General features: G+C 40.0%; 11 protein-coding genes and 1 other RNA gene. 8 read left to right on the forward strand and 4 right to left on the reverse strand.

Annotated features, from left to right (window positions below):
* The first annotated feature begins 32 nt into the window (after positions 1–32).
* The 6 genes from ACT29I_RS18950 to ACT29I_RS18975 all read left to right on the forward strand — a co-directional run bounded on the left by ACT29I_RS18950 (position 33) and on the right by ACT29I_RS18975 (position 12,171).
* Complete coding sequence (locus ACT29I_RS18950; RefSeq protein ID WP_444794143.1) at positions 33–6,467, forward strand: T9SS type B sorting domain-containing protein; 6,435 nt, start codon at positions 33–35, stop codon at positions 6,465–6,467.
* 45 nt (positions 6,468–6,512) lie between these two features.
* Complete coding sequence (locus ACT29I_RS18955) at positions 6,513–7,451, forward strand: PorP/SprF family type IX secretion system membrane protein (protein ID WP_430931410.1); 939 nt, start codon at positions 6,513–6,515, stop codon at positions 7,449–7,451.
* Between the two features lie 144 nt (positions 7,452–7,595).
* A complete protein-coding gene (locus tag ACT29I_RS18960) occupies positions 7,596–9,623 on the forward strand; it encodes an OmpA family protein (RefSeq protein WP_430931411.1) in 2,028 nt (675 codons plus the stop codon).
* Between the two features lie 19 nt (positions 9,624–9,642).
* On the forward strand, positions 9,643–10,266 hold the full coding sequence (locus ACT29I_RS18965; RefSeq protein ID WP_444794144.1) for an SPOR domain-containing protein: 624 nt from the start codon (positions 9,643–9,645) through the stop codon (positions 10,264–10,266).
* A 135-nt stretch (positions 10,267–10,401) separates the two neighbouring features.
* An RNA gene (rnpB, locus tag ACT29I_RS18970) (RNase P RNA component class A) lies at positions 10,402–10,804 on the forward strand.
* 59 nt (positions 10,805–10,863) lie between these two features.
* Positions 10,864–12,171: a YihY/virulence factor BrkB family protein gene (locus tag ACT29I_RS18975; RefSeq protein ID WP_430931413.1), complete on the forward strand. Its 1,308-nt coding sequence runs from the start codon at positions 10,864–10,866 to the stop codon at positions 12,169–12,171.
* A 284-nt stretch (positions 12,172–12,455) separates the two neighbouring features.
* Here the strand turns inward: ACT29I_RS18975 and ACT29I_RS18980 are convergent, their stop codons facing one another.
* On the reverse strand, positions 12,456–13,007 hold the full coding sequence (locus ACT29I_RS18980) for a hypothetical protein (protein WP_444794145.1): 552 nt from the start codon (positions 13,005–13,007) through the stop codon (positions 12,456–12,458).
* A gap of 132 nt (positions 13,008–13,139) precedes the next feature.
* Between ACT29I_RS18980 and ACT29I_RS18985 the strand changes: the two genes are divergently transcribed.
* A complete protein-coding gene (locus tag ACT29I_RS18985; RefSeq protein ID WP_430931415.1) occupies positions 13,140–14,408 on the forward strand; it encodes an LVIVD repeat-containing protein in 1,269 nt (422 codons plus the stop codon).
* Positions 14,409–14,633: 225 nt separating this feature from the next.
* Here the strand turns inward: ACT29I_RS18985 and ACT29I_RS18990 are convergent, their stop codons facing one another.
* The gene (locus ACT29I_RS18990; RefSeq protein WP_430931416.1) at positions 14,634–15,134 is read right to left on the reverse strand and encodes a hypothetical protein; all 501 of its coding nucleotides are present in this window, start codon (positions 15,132–15,134) and stop codon (positions 14,634–14,636) included.
* Positions 15,135–16,266: 1,132 nt separating this feature from the next.
* Here ACT29I_RS18990 and ACT29I_RS18995 point away from each other — a divergent pair.
* Positions 16,267–17,907, forward strand: a complete 1,641-nt coding sequence (locus ACT29I_RS18995) for a DUF3892 domain-containing protein (protein ID WP_444794146.1) — start codon at positions 16,267–16,269, stop codon at positions 17,905–17,907.
* A gap of 75 nt (positions 17,908–17,982) precedes the next feature.
* On the opposite strand, the gene tpiA is transcribed toward ACT29I_RS18995, so the two are convergent.
* Positions 17,983–18,738 (reverse strand): triose-phosphate isomerase, encoded by a 756-nt coding sequence (tpiA, locus tag ACT29I_RS19000; protein ID WP_444794147.1) that lies wholly within the window; start codon positions 18,736–18,738, stop codon positions 17,983–17,985.
* A gap of 34 nt (positions 18,739–18,772) precedes the next feature.
* Positions 18,773–19,999, reverse strand: a complete 1,227-nt coding sequence (locus ACT29I_RS19005) for a BT_3928 family protein (RefSeq protein WP_444794148.1) — start codon at positions 19,997–19,999, stop codon at positions 18,773–18,775.
* Between the last annotated feature and the right edge of the window lie 3 nt (positions 20,000–20,002).

Below are 20,002 nucleotides of genomic sequence, written 5' to 3' on the forward strand. Positions count from 1 at the left end.
GAAACACCTGCGAGCAAAGCGTATCAACCGAAGTGGTTGTAAATTCTAACCCAAGCATAACCGCCAACAGCAACAGTCCCGTTTGCCAGGGGTCGGATATCAACCTGGGCTCAACACCAAGCGGAGGGTCGGGAACATATACCACATTTGGTTGGAGCGGGCCTAACAGTTTTACAGCCAGTACACAAAATGTAGTAATTACAAATGCCGCTTCAGTTAATGCAGGTGATTACTTTATTACGGTTACCGACAACAATGGCTGTTCAAGTGACGGAACTACTGTTGAAGCAATGGATGTTAACGAAAAACCAACCGTAAGTTTGGCTTATAACAATCCGGTTTGTTTAAACACGAGTTTAGTTATTACCGCTACACCTTCAGGAGGGAGCGGTAATTATGTAAATTACGTCTGGACCAAAGGTGGAATTATTATAGCAGGGGAAAATTCATCAACTTTAAATATTGATCCGGCAGCAGCAGGTGATGCGGGTTTATATGGAGTAACCGTTGAAGATAACTCCGGTTGTACAAGTGATGAATCAACATTAGCTGTTGTCATCCATTCGTTACCCATTGTAACCGCTGGGAATGATGGGCCTGTTTGTGCAGGTGGTGATGTTAGCTTATCCGGTGGACCTAACGGAATGGTAACTTATGATTGGGTTGGACCGAATAGTTTTACCGGTTTAGGACAAAACCTGGTTATCAGTCCGGTATCACTGGCCGAAGCTGGATCATTTACCCTGACAGTTACAGATGTAAATGGTTGTAAATCTGCAACAACTACTGATGTTGTTGTTAATGAAGTTTCTGCGGCCATTAGCGTAAGTGCACCTACTCCGGGAATAACGACTATCTGTGCAGGAACAGCGGTGACTTTTAACGCTGCTGGTTCAGAAGGGTCCGGAACATACACTTATGATTTTCATTTGGTTAGAGGGGGATCAGATACCTCGAAACAAAACGGATCAACAGTGACGTATACTACATCAACATTAGAAGATGGTGATGAAATTTACGTGGTGGTTAACGATGTGGTTAACGGATGTTCGCATACTTCGGGAAGCATTACAATGAAAGTTGTTAGTAATCCTGTGCCAACATTAACAATTACGAGCCCGGGAGGTGCAACAATATGTTCAGGAGAAACTATTCAGTTTTTAGCAACACCAGGTACCTTTAGTCGATATGTGTTTATGCGTAACGGAACAGAAACCTTACAAGATGGTGCATTGAACACATTAGATATTAATACCTTAAATGATGGAGATAAAATTTCGGTAATTGCTTATGCAGGAACCTGTTTTGGAAACTCCACTTCTACCACCATCAGTGTTCATCCATTACCAACGTCAGATTTGGCAGCGGACAAAACAACAGTATGTCAAAACGAAGTGGTTACGTTTACAACAACTCCCGGCGGTACTGGTCCATTCCAATATCAGTTTTACATTGATGGTGTAGCACAGGGTGTTCAAGGGAGCAATACATTTACACATTCTTCTACGGTTGATTTTTCAGTAGAGGCAGAAGTATTTGACGGCAATAATTGTAGTGTATTAAGTACACCGGTTGATATTACCATCAGCCTACCGGTAGCTGGTTTAACTGCCGATAAAACAACTATATGCGAATTAGAAGAAGTGACTTTTACTGCAACAGGCGGAGTGTCTTATGAGTTTTTTGTAAACGGAATAAGCATACAGGGGCCAGGAGCAGAAGCAGAATATAAAACAACAACACTTGCCGATAATGATAATGTTACTGTTGAAGTAACCAATGCAATTGGCTGTTCGGCATCGCATGCCGGAATACTAATGACAGTGAATCCAATCCCTGTAGTAAGCATCGGTAGTTCTGATGCTGATAATATTATTTGTGCCGGAGATGAAATTACCTTTACCGCTAGTGGAGGCGATGTGTTTGAATGGTTTATAGATGGTACCTCAGTTCAGGGACCGGATGGCAATAACCAATTTATAACAACCACATTAAATGATGGCGAAAAAGTTGCTGCCAGAGTAAGCTTTAGTACCTCTTCGTGCGGGTCGAACACAGCTGAAATCACGGCAACCGTTAATCCATTACCAGTACCCACACTGAATGTTAGCCCATCAAACACAGTGATCAGTGGTACCATGTTGTCTTTTACAGCTGCTGGGGGCACTGAGTATGAGTTTTTTGTAAATGGAACAGTTGTACAAGTAAAAAGCGAAACTGCTGTTTTCAGTACCGACTTATTGGCCAACGGTGATGTTGTTTCAGTATATGTTTACAACGGATTCGATTGTTCTTCTTCGGTAAATACAACAGTTACCGTATTGGACGGAATCTTACCCAAAGCTATATCAACCACAGCCACAGATTATTGTAATGGTGATGGTGGTGTAAGTATATATGTTGAGGATCCTCAACACGATATTACGTATGAATTATGGAGATCGTCCGATGACGCTCAGGTAGGTGGCTCTATTATGTTCAATGTATTGGCTCCTGTGGCAGTTCAATGGGACAATGTTCCGGGTACCGATGAGTACAGGGTAGAGGCTTATTATTCTGCCGTTCCAACGGAAAGAGTGGAGATGAACAATGGTAATAGGTTAACTATTACTAATCATCCATTACCAACCGTATTTAATTTAACATCACCAAGTTCAAGCTCGGTAACAGGATGTAATGAAGGTGCCGGTCACGATGTGGAATTATCTGGTTCACAAACAGACTTTATTTATAGATTGTTGATCAATGGAGTAGAAGCCGCACAGCAAACAGGAACAGGCTCGGCTATCTCATTTACAGGTAATTTAGTTGTGGGTATGTATACTATTGAGGCCGAGGATAATATTTCTGGATGTACCCAAACCATGAACGGTTCATTTGAGATTTTGAGCGATGGTTCAGATGTGGCTTTTAATCTTGAAGTTGTAAGTCCTGCTGATCCTTCAGATCTCTCCGATGGACGTTATTGTGCAGGTGGTACAGGAGTGGAATTGCAACTGGATGGATCGCTGGATAATACTGTTAACTATAAGTTGTATCTGGATGGCGCAGAAACCGGAATTTTGGTTCCAGGTGCCGACGGTGCAGCTATCTCGTTCGGAACAGTAGCCACAGAAGGAACTTACACTGTACGTGTGGAGTCAGCTTCCGGTTGTCAGTTTCCAATGAACGGTCAGGCAGATGTATCAATTGTTGATTTGCCTGCAAGCTTAAACATTATTACGGATAATTTAATTGACAATACAAACGGACATTACTGTGCCGATGATATTGGCGTAAATATTAGTGTGGACGGGCAAGAAGATGGAGTAGAATACAGTCTGCTTCGCGATGGACTAGTAATGGAAACAGTTACAGGAGGTTCCACTCCTGCTGCACCGTTAACATTTAGCGGTCCGTTTACTACCGAAGGAACTTATACCGTAGAAGCGGTGGTACCGTTGGTGGGATGTACAACTCCGATGGCCAACTCCATTGAAGTAGTCGTTGATGCTTTACCTACGGCCTATGATGCGTTTAACGATGTGGACGCTTATTGCCAGGGTGAATCAACAACCATTTATATACTTAATTCTGAAGCTGATGTTGAATATACCTGGGAAGAAACAACTTCTGGAGCTCAGGGATCATGGCAAAATGGGAATAATAGTAGATTAGACTTTACCATTAGCGCTACAGGTGATTATATCATTCTTGCCAGAAGAACAGACGGTATTACTTCATGTTCCAGTGTCATGAACAATGGGCCATTCAGCATAACCGAAAAACCTTTGCCGGTGGATGTGACACTTAAGTTAGCGGAAGCAGGAACAGGTTGCGATAACGGGGATTCATTATATGTTGAAAGTCCCGAGGCTGGAGTTACTTACGCGCTTGTTAAGCAGGTGGGGGTTGATTATTATCCGGCCGTTGGTATACCTAATATTGTGTCGGCGGATGGAACCGACATAGGATTTGAAAGAGTAGTAGACACGAATGATGCCGCATATACAGTTCAGGCCATTAAGGATGGTTGTAGTATTTATTCATCAGCACCGGTTGTACTTGTAAATGTGCCAGGAGTGATTGCCAAACAATTAGTTACCGGTTCCGGTGCGATTTGTAACGGTGATCCGGGCGTGATATTTGGACTGGCAGATACCGAGATAGGTGTCGATTACGAATTATGGAAGGAGGGTGATCTGTCACCAATGCAATCTGTTGCAGGAACAGATGGCGCCATTGAGTTTGGCGAAGCCATTGAAGAGGGCGAATATTATGTGATGGGTGTCAATGGAATTTGTGATATGGAAATGACCAACCGGGTTCAACTGAATGTAAACCCATTGCCAGTGGCTTATTCAATGTTCGGTTCGGGTCAAACATGCGACTTGCTAATGGATGGTGCTATGTTAGGTGTTGTTCAATCAGAGGCTGATTTTACCTACAGATTACAATTGGATGATGGAAGTGGGGTGTTAAGTATCGAGACCTCTATCCCGGGTAGATCAGATGCGGATTCGCTTAAATACAAAGTGAACAAAGAGGGTACGTATAGTTTTATGGCGATAAGCGACAAAGGTTGTACTTCCAATATGAATGGTAGTGTTACCGTTGTAGAAGTAAGTGCTCCGGCGGATCAGGTCATTGTACCTTTGACAACCAATAAGTATTGTTCAGGAAGCACTGGCGTTGAACTGCAATTGGCAAACAACGAGCTTGACGTTACTTATCAGGTAAGGGATGCCAGTAATCATATAATGAGCGAAGTAATTGGTACGAATACCGATATCAGTGTGCCACAAATTTTGAGCTTCCCTGATTTATTGACTGCCGGTACATACTCCATCTGGAAATCAAGAGGTGGTGATGCTTGTATTGCACAAACCAACAACAATGAGGAAATTATCATAGTAGAGGAAACAGATCCTACATCGCATAGTGTGGTAGTAGATGACGCCAGTGTCTGCGGAGCCACAGGAACCCTAATGTCTATTGAAGATTCGGAAACTGGACGTAGCTACAGAATCGAGGCGGATGGTATTCCGGTAAATGATACTATTTCAAGTGCTGCAGGCGAACCAATCAGCTGGAGTATAAACGAGACGGTTGCGGGTAGGGTTATTTACGAAGTATTTGCCATTGCAGGAACAGTATGTGATAAGTCTATGGGAACTGCTTCGGTAACTTATAGCGAATCCCCATCCGACTTCGTAGTTTTTACTGAATTGGACGGTACTGAAGGAGTAATTGAATATTGTGCCGGAACTGACAGTATTTCTATTGGTGTGGAACTTACGCAGGATGAAGTAGGTTATCAGTTAATTGACAATTTAACAGGTAAAACCGTTGATTTTATTAGCGGTTCGGGTAATAAGGAATTTTTTAACAATAAATATGGAGTCGGAAGTTACTCTGTTAAAGCTACTCTATTTACTACAGGTTGTTCGGTAAATGCATCGGTCGATATTGATATCGTTCAACTTGAGTTGCCGGATGCTACCTATATGCTTTCGTGTACCAGCCCCGACAATGAAGATTGTTATGTAGGTGATTATGTGGTAATGGACGGCAGTGAAGAGGGTATTGAATATCAGCTATATAAAGGACTGGATACGAGTACTCCATACAGTTCTGTGCGAAACGGAGACGGGAATTCCATTATTTTTGACGACGAAGAAATTCTTACAGGAGGTATATATAAAGTAATGGCCAGCAATCCGGTTACAGGGTGTAATGTATGGGTAACAGAAGGTATCAACTTCTATGATTCTCCTTTAATTGCCAGAAACGATACGATAAGTATCGAAAAAGGCGTGCTAACGGGAGGCGACTTATTAGGGGCCAATGATATAACTAATGAGGTGATTGATATATTAGGAGAGTCGGGCGATGAAGGTAACTTAAGGTTTACGTTGCTGGAAGGTTTTGTTGATTCACTTAATAATTTAATTCTGGATGAAAAGGGTGAGCTTGTTACAACGATAGGGGTTGCCCGAATTGATTCGGTTACAGGTGCATTAACTTATGAAAAGTTACCTAGTTTCTATGGACTGGATTCTGTAAGGTATATGATCAGTAACAGAGATTATGCATATCGCTCTGATATTGCCACGGCATACTTCTATGTTGGAAACAAGGAATTGGATGATGATGAAAACTTTTTGATTCCCAATGCTTTCTCTCCAAATGGAGATTCATACAACGAGTATTTTAAAATTGTAGGTATCAATAAAAATGGTGTTTCCGCGGAAAAATCTTCATTGGAAGTCTTTAACCGATGGGGAAGCCTGGTATATCGATCTAAAGGAATTACTTATGGTGAAGATAATGAATGGTGGGATGGTACCTCAACCACATCGAACATGGTTTCCATTGGTAGCGATTTACCTAATGGTACCTATTTCTATGTGTTCAAGGTAGAAGTTAATATTGGGGATGCTATCCAAACGAAAGAATATAACGGATATATTGAGTTAAGAAGATAGTGGTTTCATCGTATTGAATGTAATCATAGAATAATAAAACTGACCATGATATATATGCAATTTAAAAGAATAATCATCAGCGTGGTGCTGGTTCTGGTGGCGGGTTTTGCCTATGGACAGGATATGGTTCAATTTAACCACTATATTGCCAATCAGGGCTTGCTAAACCCGGCTTATAATGGTACGCGCGATGTAATCAGTGGCTTACTTATTCACCGCAGCCAATGGGTGGGATTCGAAGGTGCTCCCATGAACCAGGCGTTAAACGTGCACGGACCCATTGAAGATACCAATTTGGGGGTCGGATTAAGTATCACAAATGATGCCGTTGGTTTTTCCAATAACTTTGATGCTTTTGCATCAGCATCGTATAAACTAATGGTAGACAGACGAAAGTTTGTTTCTTTTGGTTTGCAATTAGGTGTAAGCTCCCATGTTTACGACGGTAATAAAGCAATAACAGAACAATTTGGCGATCCCTTGTTTTATGGAAAAGAATCGAAGATTGGTCTCAACGTTGGTTTCGGCTCCTATTTTTACGGAGAGAATTATTTTGCTGGATTTTCAATTCCCAAAATGTTTACCAACAATTTCGATGAGGATAACGATGTGTATAAAAACACGCTGGACTTTAAAAACATGCATATGTATCTGTATGGTGGTTATGTGTTCGATTGGAACGATATAAAGGTAAAGCCAACGCTGCTGTTTCGCGAGGTGTATGGTGCTCCGTTGCAATTTGATGTGTCGGCCAATGTGCTGTTAGCTGATGCGGTTTGGTTAGGGGTTTCCTATCGGTCTATATCCGAAGTGGTTTTCCTGACCGAGTATATCATTAATCGTCAGTTCACGGTGCGTTATTCGTTCGATTATTCGCTGAATACCCTGAACACATACGCAAAGTACGGATCGCACGAAATAAGTCTTCAATTCGACTTTACCTTTAACCGAAGGGCCGGAATGCGTTCGATTAGGTACTTTTAATTGATTTTAGTCGGAGGAGACCTTAAATTTGCAAATGAAATAAATGTTCGATATTGAACAATAATATTAAATCTTAACCCTTGTTCCGATTTGGGAACTGATTGAAGGACCTTGGTCCGGATCACACAACTAATATCTTTTATCATGAAGAATGTTGCCCGTTACATAATTTTTTTCCTGGTGTTTCTTGCCGGTATGCAGGCATTAAATGCGCAAGGTAAAAATATTTCCAAAGGAGATAAACTTTACAAAAAAGGTGAGTATTACCTCGCATTAATGTCATATAACAAGGCCAAAGAGCAAGGTGAAAATATAGGTAAAGATGTAACCAAAAAAATAGCCAATTGTTACTTTCAGCTGAACGATATTGATAATGCTTTTAGCAGTTTTAATGAGGTGGAGAGCGACCTCTCGGGGCAAGACCTGTTGACTTATGCAAAGACCTTGCATAAAACCGTGGGCGGTTACGAAATGGCTTTGCCCATTTACGAAAGAGCAAAAACGGAAGCAGTGGACGTTAACGTTGAAGAAATCAACGATCTGATTGAATCCTGTAAATGGGCGTTACAGCATAACCAGGTCGATCAGAATATACGTGTTATACCTTCTGCTGTTTATACGGGAGGCCAGTCGTTTGGTACTGTTTATTACAAAGATGGAGTGGTATATTCTTCCGCACCTCAGGATGAAGGTAGCAGTAAAGTGGATAAAACAGGTAAGGTTTTCCTGGACCTGTATTATTCCGATTTGGTGGATAATGAAATCCAGGATGGGCAGTTGTTGTCGGAAAAACTGCAGTTTCAATATCATATTGGAGCTATCTCGTTTACTTCCGATTACAACACCATGTATTATACGCTATCGGTAAGGGTAAAAAACGATACCCGGTTAAAAATATTTAAGGTGATGCATGATGGCGACGACTGGGGCAAATCTGTAGAACTGCCTTTCAATAGTGACGATTACGATTGTGCCATGCCTGCCGTGTCGCCCGATGACAAGTTTTTATATTTTGTATCGAACAGAAAAGGTGGTGAAGGTGGCAAAGATATTTACCGGGTTGAAAGGCTGCGCGGAGGCATGTATGGCAAGATGAATAATATTGGGGAAGAAATTAATACCTTTGGTGACGAACAGTTTCCATCGTTTAGTAAAGATAATAAGTTTTACTTTTCTTCGGACGGACATATGGGATATGGCGGTCTGGATATTTATAAGGCGGAATTTAAGAATGGCAAGTGGACCAATCCGCAAAACCTGTTGCAACCCTTCAACTCACCCAAAGATGATTTCTCATATACCATCAATCCTAAAAATCCGCAACGAGGTTTCTTATCGAGTAACCGAAGGGGAGCTAATGATGACATCTTTTACGTGGAAATAGTAAAGAAAGAAGAACCAAATGAGGAGAAAACTATTGTTGAAGAGGTAAAGGTAAACGATGTAATAGACATAACAGCTTTGCCGGAAGAGAAACCGGAAGTTAAGGAAACCGTGGAGGGTCTTTCCATGTTTCCGACAGCATTGGCAGCAAAAATAAAGTCCACTTTTAACAACGAAATTGCAGCGGGCGTTACAGTGGAAATTATTGATGATGTTACCGGAATAGTTATTGCTACCGGTGTGTCTGATGCAAACGGCAACTTAAACATCGTAATTCCGGATAAGTATAAAAAAGAAGGTCAGGAGTTTGAACTGGTGTTTTCAAAAGATGGGGAATTTAACGCCAAACGAATGATTGTAAATATTATGGAAATCGGCGATATCAATGATAAAGGCATTTCAATGACGCCAGTGTTCAACGATAACGTGTTGGATGACATAAGCGGAATGATTTTGTATTACAACGGAAACGAATTACTCGAAGAAAGTAAAAAAACTTTAGACAGATTGGCCACTTACCTTCAAAATAATCCGCAAATTGTGGTCAAATTAAATACACATTCCGATGCCAGGGGAAGTAAGTTAGATAACCTAATGAAAACCCAAAAAATGGGTGAAAAAGTAGAAAGCCTTCTGCAAACCAAAGGGGTTGATGGTGAATCAACAATTCCAAGAGGTTATGGAGAAAGATATATTGTAAATAAATGCAAAAGGGGTGTTCTTTGTAACGAAAAAGAACAACAGGAAAATAAAAGAATTGAAGTAGTAGTTTGGAAGGTTAAAAAATAATTTAAAAAAGAAAGAGATCATGACTAAATATATTTTATCCTTTTTATTGATTGTTTGCCTTTCAGGGATAAATGCACAAACAGGAAAAGATAAGTTAGGTAGTCTGCGGACTTCCAAAAAGATTGTAAGTGTTAATACATTACCTGCGTCTGATGATTGGGCAGTCCAGATTATTGCATTAAAACATCCTGCCGGGGAACCGGAGTTCTTTAAAAATATTGAACAAGCCAGGGAATTTAGATGTGCCGACAGATTTGTACGATACACCGTGGGTAGTTACACGAACTATCAGGCAGCCAAAAACGAGGTGATTTATTATAAGGATTTAGGCTATGCACAGGCTTTTGTGGTGAATACAGCTAAATACAATATAGGAGGAGCTGCACGCTCCGGATTTGTCCCTGACCCCAATAAACGATACACTATTCAATTAAGCGCTTTTAGGTTTCCTGTTTATCTAAACTACTTTAAAGGAATCGAGAATGTCAAAGAATTTTATTTGAAAGATAGGGTTTATCGCTATACCATAGGAGATTATACCTACGAAGACGCTATGTCAGAGTTGAATGACATAAAAGCAAAGGGTTACCCCAAAGCCTTTGTAACAGAATTAGATGCGTATTTACCGTATCAAATTGAGTAGGGTATAGCCGGTTAGCTGTAGTCCGTAGTTTGCAGTTAGAAACCATAGATTAATATGGGCGGTGTGCGGCTAATAATCATAGGCAAAAAGATAAATGTTAACCATCGTTAGCTATTTTTTATTACTTTTGCAGCAATAGCAAGTCAGTCTATCGCCGCAATAAACTGATGATTCATTGGATCGTTCAGGTTATTGAGGAGGAAAGTCCGGGCAATGCAGGGTACCTTGCTTCCTAACCGGAAGATATCCGCAAGGGTATAGTAATGCAGCAGAAAATAACCGTCAGGCTTTTGACTGATAAGGGTGAGAAGGTGAGGTAAGAGCTCACCGGTGCTTGTGGCAACACAGGTAGCCGTGCAACTCAAGGATTGCAAGACCAAATATATCACGATTTCGTTAGATACAGGGCGGCCCGTCTTGGTGCTTCAGCAGTCGTGAGGGGTAGGTTGCTAAAGATTATGAGTGATCATAATCGTAGACAAATGATAGACCGTTCTTTAATGAGCGACAGAACCCGGCTTATCGACTTGCTATTTTTTCTTCTTAATCATTGCTATTATTCCTATTTTAACGCCATAAATCTTTACAAAAAGCAATATGAAGGAATATCTCTCAAAGCTGATAAATTACCTGACGGAGGATATGTGGAGGATTCAGAAAGTTGAACTTTCCCGACCTCACCTAATCATCGTAAATATTCTCAGGATCCTGTACCTGGCCGTAAAGGGTTTTATTTACGATAAGTGTCAGCAAAAGGCCTCGGCCTTAACGTTTTATTCTTTGATGTCGGTGGTGCCAATGGTGGCCATGTTATATGGTATTGCACTGGGTTTTGGATTCAATAAGACGTTAGAAAACGAATTGGCAAAAAGAATGGCAGGACAACAGGAAGTGCTGGAGTATATCTTGCGAATGGTTGATATTTATATGACCAGTGCCAAAAGCGGAATAATTATCGGTATTGGATTAGTGATATTGCTTTGGTCGATAATGCAGATGTTAGGGAATATCGAACAAAGTTTCAACGAAATTTGGGAAGTAAAACGATCGCGTAATTTTGCCCGTAAATTTTCCGATTATATCGCCCTCATGATTGTGGCCTTGCTTTTTTTAGTATCCAGCAGTAGTATGATCGTGTTTGTTTCAGGAAAATTTAATGATTACGCGGCCTTAAGCTATGTGGGAAAGATTATTTCATCTATCTTACCTTATGTATTGATATGTATAGTGTTTACCATGCTTATACTTATCATGCCAAATACTAAAGTAAATTTTCTTTCAGCTTTGGTTGGAGGGGTGGTGGCTGGAGTACTTTTTCAAGTGCTTCAATATTACTTTATTCATTTTATGGTAGGAGTATCAAGATATAATGCTTTTTATGGCAGTTTTGCCGCCTTGCCATTGTTTCTGTTTTGGATGCAAATGAGTTGGCTCATTGTGATGTTTGGGGCAGAGTTATCCTTTGCCATGCAAAATGTAAGCAGTTTCGAGTTTGAGGCAGATACAAAAAACGTTAGTGTGGAGTACAAAAGGGTAGTTGCTTTGCAATTGACCTATAGTATTATTAAGCGATTCGAAAATGGCGAGAAACCGATGACCCCACTCGAATTGTCGAAGGAACTGAAAATACCTATCCGTTTAATCAATGAAGTAATATTTACCCTAATTAAATGTGAAGTGCTTGTTGAGGTGAACAACGACTCCAGGGCCGTAACTGCCTATCAGCCTGCTTTAGATATAAATAAATTAAAGGTGTCTACAGTGCTGGAAATGCTTGAGACTTATGGTAGCGAAGATCTTCACTTTGAAGAAACAGAGAGTCTTATTAAGGTAAAAACAGTGATGGAACAATTTAAGGAGCTCAGGTTAAAATCGCAGCGTAACGTATTGTTGAAAGATTTGTAGCTTACCCTAAAAATGAGCGGTAAGATGACGCAATGGTAACTTCTTGCCATATGTAAGGGGTAATGATTATAACGATTTTGATATGGATGATTTGTTCCCGAAATTGTAAATACAACTATAGGGGGTTTAAATATGTAAGTTGGAGAACTAAGAGAGCATCTTAAAAAACAATATCTGTTTGTCCCGAAAAAAACAATTCAAGTTTGAGATTTTCGGGCCCTAAATCTAACCTATGCGCTAGTTTACTAATGGTTCTCTGTCTCCTTTTACCCGCAGCAGGCCTGCTATTTACCAATAACTATTCCGACCTTAAATACAAACCTATTATAAGTAATATTCCTTTCCACGGTTCTGAGCCACCAGTCTTCAATTTTGTAAGAATATTCCTGAAAACGGTATCCAATGGCTGAGTATAACGTAAAACTTCCTTGGGTAGGCAACACATACCCAAGTTCACAATTGACAAATCTTCCTCCGCTGGTTTTGCTGATTTCCATAAACTCATGCTTTTCATCATCCAAGGCAATGGCAGCACCAACCGATGCCCCAACAAAAAATGACTGTTTGTTATTTTTAGGCAATATGATTTTAATATTAGGCCCGATGGTGGCCATTTTAACGTCCATCCATTCAATTCCGGTAGATAAACCAAACGCAAAATTGGGGTTAAACAAGTAATTGTGTTCCATTTGAAATCCATGGATAAAGGTTTTCTTGTCATCCTCCGAACCAATTAATGTAGCGTAAGAAGTATAATTTTGGTATCCATTTGTCTTATCTTGCGAATAACTCGCAATTGTGAATACCAGAAAAAGCAAGGTCAGTAGTTTTTTCATGGCAAAGTTTTTCAAAGATGACAGATTTTTATTAAAACAGTTGCGTTAAAAATAAAAAAAAGAAACGCAACCTTTTTAAGAAATGTCCATCATTATACCGAATAACATATTTTAATCTAAAACAACCAGATCATGAAAAATATCTTATCATATTTTATACTGTTGTGTCTTGCGCTTTTTTCATTTTCCTGTGCCGATAAAATTGAGGAAACCATTCAGGTAAATACGCCCGAATATATGAGCTATGCCGACCTAAGATCTTCGGTTTCCATGAAGAGTGCCGTGGATATCAAACAAGCCGGGAAGATCTACTTCAAAGACGATTTTATCTTTATCAACGAATATCAAAAAGGTATTCATGTGATCAATAATGCCGACCCGGCTTCGCCGCAGAATATTTCTTTTATTGAAATCCCGGGTAATGTAGATATGGCCGTGAAAGGCGATAAACTGTATGCAGATAGTTATATCGACTTGCTGACATTGGACATCAGCGATATGAACAATATTACCGAGGTGGACAGGGATACAAGTGTTTTCCCATATATTATTCCAGAGTTCGAAGTGGGCATTTTAGATCATATAGATGTTAGCCAAGGAGTCATTACCGGTTACACGGTCACATACGAAACTACAGCTATTGATAGGCATGAGGTATACTACCAGCGATTTCCGATGTGGGAAGGGGAGTTTTTTGCAATGGATGCGACCGCTAATGGTGTAAAAACTTCAGGTTCAGGTACAGGTGGTTCTATGGCGCGTTTCACTTTATATGATAATTATTTGTATGCCATCGACAATGCTTCTTTGCACTTGTTTGATGTTTCCAACAACGCCAACCCTACATTTGCGAAACAAATATATATAAGTTGGCAGATTGAAACCCTTTTTCCTTATGAACAAATGCTTTTTATAGGAGCGCAAAGCGGTATGTATATTTACAGTCTTCAAAATCCGGCAAATCCGCAGTTTATTTCCGAATTCCGTCATGCTACAGCATGCGACCCGGTAGTGGTAGAAGGCGATTATGCCTATGTAACCTTGCGGGGAGGTAACCTCTGTGGTGCTATTGAAAGCCAGTTGGATGTGATTGATATTTCCAATATGGAAGCTCCTAAGTTAGTCAAGGAATACCCTATGAACGAGCCTTATGGTTTGGGTATTGATGATGATGTATTGTTTATCTGTGATGGTAACGACGGCCTGAAAATTTATGATGCCGGCGATCCATTGACAATTACCGATAACCAATTGGCTCACTACAAAGATATCAATGCCTTTGATGTTATTCCCTTGGGAGATGTGCTGTTAATGATCGGAACGGATGGTTTGTATCAATACGATTATTCCGATTTGGATGACATTAAACTGTTAAGCCATATCCAAGTATATGGTAAGTAGACACCCGTCGGAAGTAATTAGTTAAAAGTCAACAGTCCCAGCTCTATTAAAATCGGTGAATTTGCAATGTGTTCGGGATGTCTTTAATAAGAAAGTCCTTCCCTATACTTCATGGTGTTAGCGCTTCCCCAGGCCCTGAGGCCAGGGGAAGTACGGTTGCGTGGTAACCGGGATGAGGGGTGTAATAGTTAAAACCAAGGTATGTTTTAGCCTGAACACAATTATTTAACAAAACATCAAAACCACAATCGTAAAAATAAAACCTACTGCAGCTACAATAACTCCCTTTTTAAAGTTTTTTGTCTTGGGCTTGAACATCCAAAACGACGAGATGGCCAGGAAGAACAACAGAATTCCGGAAATTGTAGTTATCCACGAAAGCGCCTGGTTCGACTTTGTTTTGTGAAGTAGTACCATTTTCATGATAAAATCCGGATATGCGGGCCAGGTATATTTTGCAATTCCAGATTCGATATTATAACTGCCAATCTCAAAGTATATGATACCGTTTTCTTCTTTTTGGATATTCAAACTTCTAAAATTTAATTTGTCCGCCAATTCTTCGGCTTTAACGTCTGGGCCAATATCTTCTATAAATTCTTTTTCTACCTCAAAAATAGATGTATCTCTAAATGTTAGTACGATACCGCTAAAGGCATAAACCATCATTATTCCAATGGTAAAAAAGCCAACATAACGGTGTAATATCCTCATGGAAATCTTCATCCCGATATAATTATTTATAGTTCAAACCGGGCGCAAAATTAATAATTTTCACCTGTTTTAAAATAGCAAAACCTTGATAATTAAGGCAAATTGCAATTTCGGCTTTGGCGAGACTGGCTATCCCGCTCCCGCTCTGGTCGAGGCAAGTTGTGTGGCCTGAGTATTTGCTCCGGTTATACCGGTTTCATCTATTTAGCAATTTTTGGCTTGAATGGCTTGTCCCGCAGATTATTCCAGGAAGTCATTAATCTGTTGATCTTCCACTTATGTTATATTGGATTAAATAAACCTATAAGGAAAACCATAAACTCATGGACACTCCTTGTCAATAATATTTAAAGATTTTCATCTATCATTTTGAGAAACTATTATTATAAAAGTACTATGAAGAAAAAAATATTTCGATTTTAGTTTTTGTGGTAACCATTCTATTGTCTGCAACAAGTTGTTCCAATACCTCAAAAGAAATTGAAAAAACAAATATTTAATGGATCAGCATTAAAGATTGGTGAACCGATTTATCTTGTTACGGAACAAAAGGAGTTCAAATACCATTATGTGGAAAGCTGGCTTACAGAATGGTTATGGATGGATTGTAGGCGGCGATAAATTTGTTCGCGACTTATTTTGACTTCATTGCCAAATTGCTTCACACCAAAATTTTCATCAGAAAGATGCGTATCTGCAATAAAGATAAGTATGTCGATAAATCCGGAACGGGATGTGAGGTGTAAGGCCATGCCGAAACTGTTGCATAATTCCTGATTTGTTAATAGGTACTTATAATTTGTTAAGGTACGTATCCTAAAATTTAAGTAAATGCCTAAAAGTTCAATAGCAAATATAGGTTGAAAGGTATTTAAGCGATCAATATTGTGCCTTTACTGAGTTTTTAACAGGGGCAGTTTGTCTAAAAAAATCCCTCGATGGAAACCCCGGATCAATCTGAGTGTGGCTTAACGGATGAAGATAATGCTTTTCTTGGGTGTCTATATTGACTTTTCTATTACACCAAGGTAAATTTGGTATAAGAAAGGAGGATATCATATTGTGATTGTCGATGATTGCTTATACGGGGATGGGGTAAAGTAATTGAGAAAAGCGAGAAAACTGATTTTTAAAAAATAACAAAATGATTGACACAGGAAGAATTCAATCCGGATTTGACGCTGAATTAATGCTTGGCAAAGGGTGGTTATTGTTGGCTATTCAAACGTTGAGCTCAAATGGCGTTATAGATTTGCCTTTGGGTATAACTATTACTGATGTTACTATTATTGATGACCCAGAGTGGAATTTAGAGTTGGCCACCAATATTGAAAATTTTTCGGTGCACGCAAAAATGCACATTGTTGACGATGCGTTTGTTATTGAAACAGATATTGGTATTTCTTTTCAAATCGACATACCTAAATTAGGCGACCTGGCAGATACACCAACTCTTAAGAGGGCCATAAGTGATAATAACCTTTATGAAAACGCCATGGCTCTTCTTTTTAATTTGGATATCAGAGCTACCCCTCAGGATCAGGAACCATTACCTGTTGGTCAGCATCTTGCAAGAGGAAGCGAAGATAAGGTCGTTTCTTTTTTACCGGTAGGTCAACATGTTGCACTTGGTGTGGCCAGGGAATCATTGGATAGGTTTGCCAATAATATTTGGCATACCGAACTTAGGGATGTTGACGGTTCCCATCCTCTTCCCAGGCCCGGTGAAGATAAAAAGGGGCATTGGAATAAAGTGGCGGTCTCGTTAAATAGGGATAGGATTAAATTTACTTTAAAAGGTGAGGTTCCCATCGATCTATGGCCGGATGCGGATGTGTCGCTGGAAATGAAACTGAAACCCAATTTGGTGGGTGGCAAACTTACATTCGAAATGGATACCGACCTGGATGTGGATACCGGATTTTGGGGTGATGTATTAGGTTTTACCATTGGTGCATTAACGGGATTTTTAATCGGAATATTTACCGGAGGATTAATCCTTATACCAAGCCTTGGTCTTGAAGCAGTTATTGTTTTAGAAATTGGGGAATATGCGGTAGGGGAGGTTATTGAAAGAAGAATATTGGCCAAAGACACGGATGGCCATATGATTTCAGGTTTAATTTGTAACAACAATATTCTTCATTTCGCTTACCCTACACCTTCCGAAGATGGTTTTTCTGTTGGGATGTTGGATGCCATACCTTCATCGATTCCTATCTATATCGATAAGAATGATCCTTTGTTTAACAGGATTATATCTATTAAATCAGTATTCGACGAAATAGAGCTTGATAATAACGGACTCGCTGTAGCGGGCACAGCTGAATCCTTTGATTTGTTTGAGGTACAGCCTGCAATATTAGAGGAAGCTATTTACGACGGTGATACTTTGAAACAATTAAGGTATCACGGTACAGTGTCAAGCGAAGATATTGTCCTTTCCCTTGAAGATGTTTTAGAAAGGCTGGGCGAAAATGAATTAAAACCTCCTTTACGTTCAAAAGTGCAAATTTATAATCCTGTATTACAGGTGCCGGCAGGCAAATTGTGTTGTCCATGCCTTAAACCGGTTCAAATCCACAGGGAGAATACTATAATAACAAGGATTAGGTTCGACACAGGTCTTGAACTAAATACCCAGGATGCCGTATTTTTGCAGGATCATGCCGGTGTTTATGTAAAAGGACTGCAGCTGATCCATCCCAAAAACGGTAATCCTTATTTTAGAGCGCCCGCCAATTATACCACGGAAGATAATTTTGAATCGCTACCCACATTTTAACATGGCTGAGCGCATAAAAAAGGTCACCTCCCATCAGAAAGGTGACCTTTTAATATATTGTACTTGTATTTTAGCTTAAAAAGCGTCGATTATACCCACGAAGTCTTCAGCTTTTAATGAAGCACCTCCAATTAAACCACCGTCAACATCCGGGTTGGCGAATAATTCTTTGGCGTTGCTAGGCTTACAGCTTCCACCATAAAGGATAGAAGTGTTATCAGCTACTTCAGCACCGAATTTGTCTGCGACAACAGAGCGGATGTAAGCGTGAATCTCCTGAGCTTGCTCAGGGGTAGCTACTTTACCGGTTCCAATGGCCCATACTGGCTCGTATGCCAACACAATTTTACCGAAATCTTCAGCAGAAAGGTGGAATAAAGCCTCTTCGATTTGCGTTTTAACAACCTGGTTTTGTTTGTTTGCTTCTCTCTCTTCCAATACCTCACCGATACAGAAAATAGGGGTTAAACCGTTCGCCAAAGCCAAATCAGTCTTCACTTTTAAGGTTGCGTTAGTTTCTCCGTAGTACTCTCTTCTTTCTGAGTGACCCAGGATCACATAACCTGCACCTGTGGATTTTACCATAGCAGCAGAAATCTCACCTGTGTATGCGCCTGATTCATGGTCGGCACAGTTTTGTGCTGCAACGCCCACTTTATCAGCTTTTACAGCTTTAACTACCTCGGTGATGTGCGTGGCAGGCACGCCTACCACAACGGCACAGTTAGGTGTTTTTGAAGCTAAAATGTCGTTTAATTCAGTAGCTAATGCTACACCCTCTTGAAGGGTTTTGTTCATTTTCCAGTTACCGGCAACAATGTTTTGTCTCATCGTAAAAAATGTTTTGTTATTATAATTATATGGATTATTTGTTCTTTCGCATAAATACAGTTATAAATACCAGGCTGGCAAAGGTTAAGCATAGAACCAGCAACAGACTTTGCTTCTCAACCATTTGACTTAAACTGTAAGCAATCGGATTCTTAAAGGAATAGGCAGCCGGGAGATCGTTATAATGCCACTTGCCCACCACATTTCCTTTTTGTAGCAGCACTAAACCGGGATTGCATCGGATCACCGTTTTTAACATGGTTTCATCCGCATTTAAATAGTCAAAACCAGCATCTCCATCAAACTCAAATTTGGTGATTTCTTCGTCGCTGGAGGAAGTTAAGAAATAAGTTTTTATCCCCTGTTCGTACAGGGCGTTCTTTAACTGAACAATTTGTTCTTGTTTGCCCTCGTTCCACGCTCCCTTGTTAATTTGATATGAAACTACCAAAAGGACAGGAACATCGCTATTTAATATGTTTTGGGCCTGATCTGTCCCCTCCGAATCGTTAAGGACAAAATCGTGAATGGGCGGTTCATACCCTTCCTTTATGACTTTGGTTTCGTTACTGACAAATACCCAAGTGGTATCGGTGTATGGATAGTTTTCCACGGTAAATGTCTTTTCTACGCCGTCCTTCTCCAAAATAAATGTGGTTTCATATTCCGGTTGCTCAGCACCTTCAGGAATAAGCATACCCTCATTTATATTATTTCCAATTTTAAATGGTCTAAAATCGATAATAGGAAGATGCTCCAAGCTATAATACGACACACCCAATATGGTTCCGGTAAAAACTAAGGTGATAACAAGTTTATGAATGGTTTTAATGTTATCCTTATAATTGTGACGGTTTATAAATAGATATAATGTAGGTAAAGTGAGGATCACATTTTTGAAAAACGTTTCCCAATTGCTCAGTTTTAACGCATCCCCAAAACACCCGCAGTCGGTTACTGGGTTTTTGATGGCAATAAATAGGGTCAAAGGGGCAAAAATCGCCATAAAAACCAATACTAATACCGACGATGTTCTAACCCTGATTCCCAGTAATAAATGTAGGCCTGTCAGAAACTCCAGGGCTGCCAGGATAAAGGCCGCCGGAATAACCAATCCCGATAAATATTCCATGCCAAAAGCGCTTAGGTAATCGTTAAACTTTATGGCGCTTCCGGTGGGGTCAACTGCTTTTACAAAACCGGAAAAGATAAAGGTGACACCTACCAGGATTCTACTGATGACAAATATAAATCGGGGCATAAT

The organism is Saccharicrinis sp. GN24d3, from assembly GCF_052400645.1.
In the GTDB taxonomy this organism is placed as follows: Bacteria; Bacteroidota; Bacteroidia; order Bacteroidales; family Marinilabiliaceae; genus Saccharicrinis.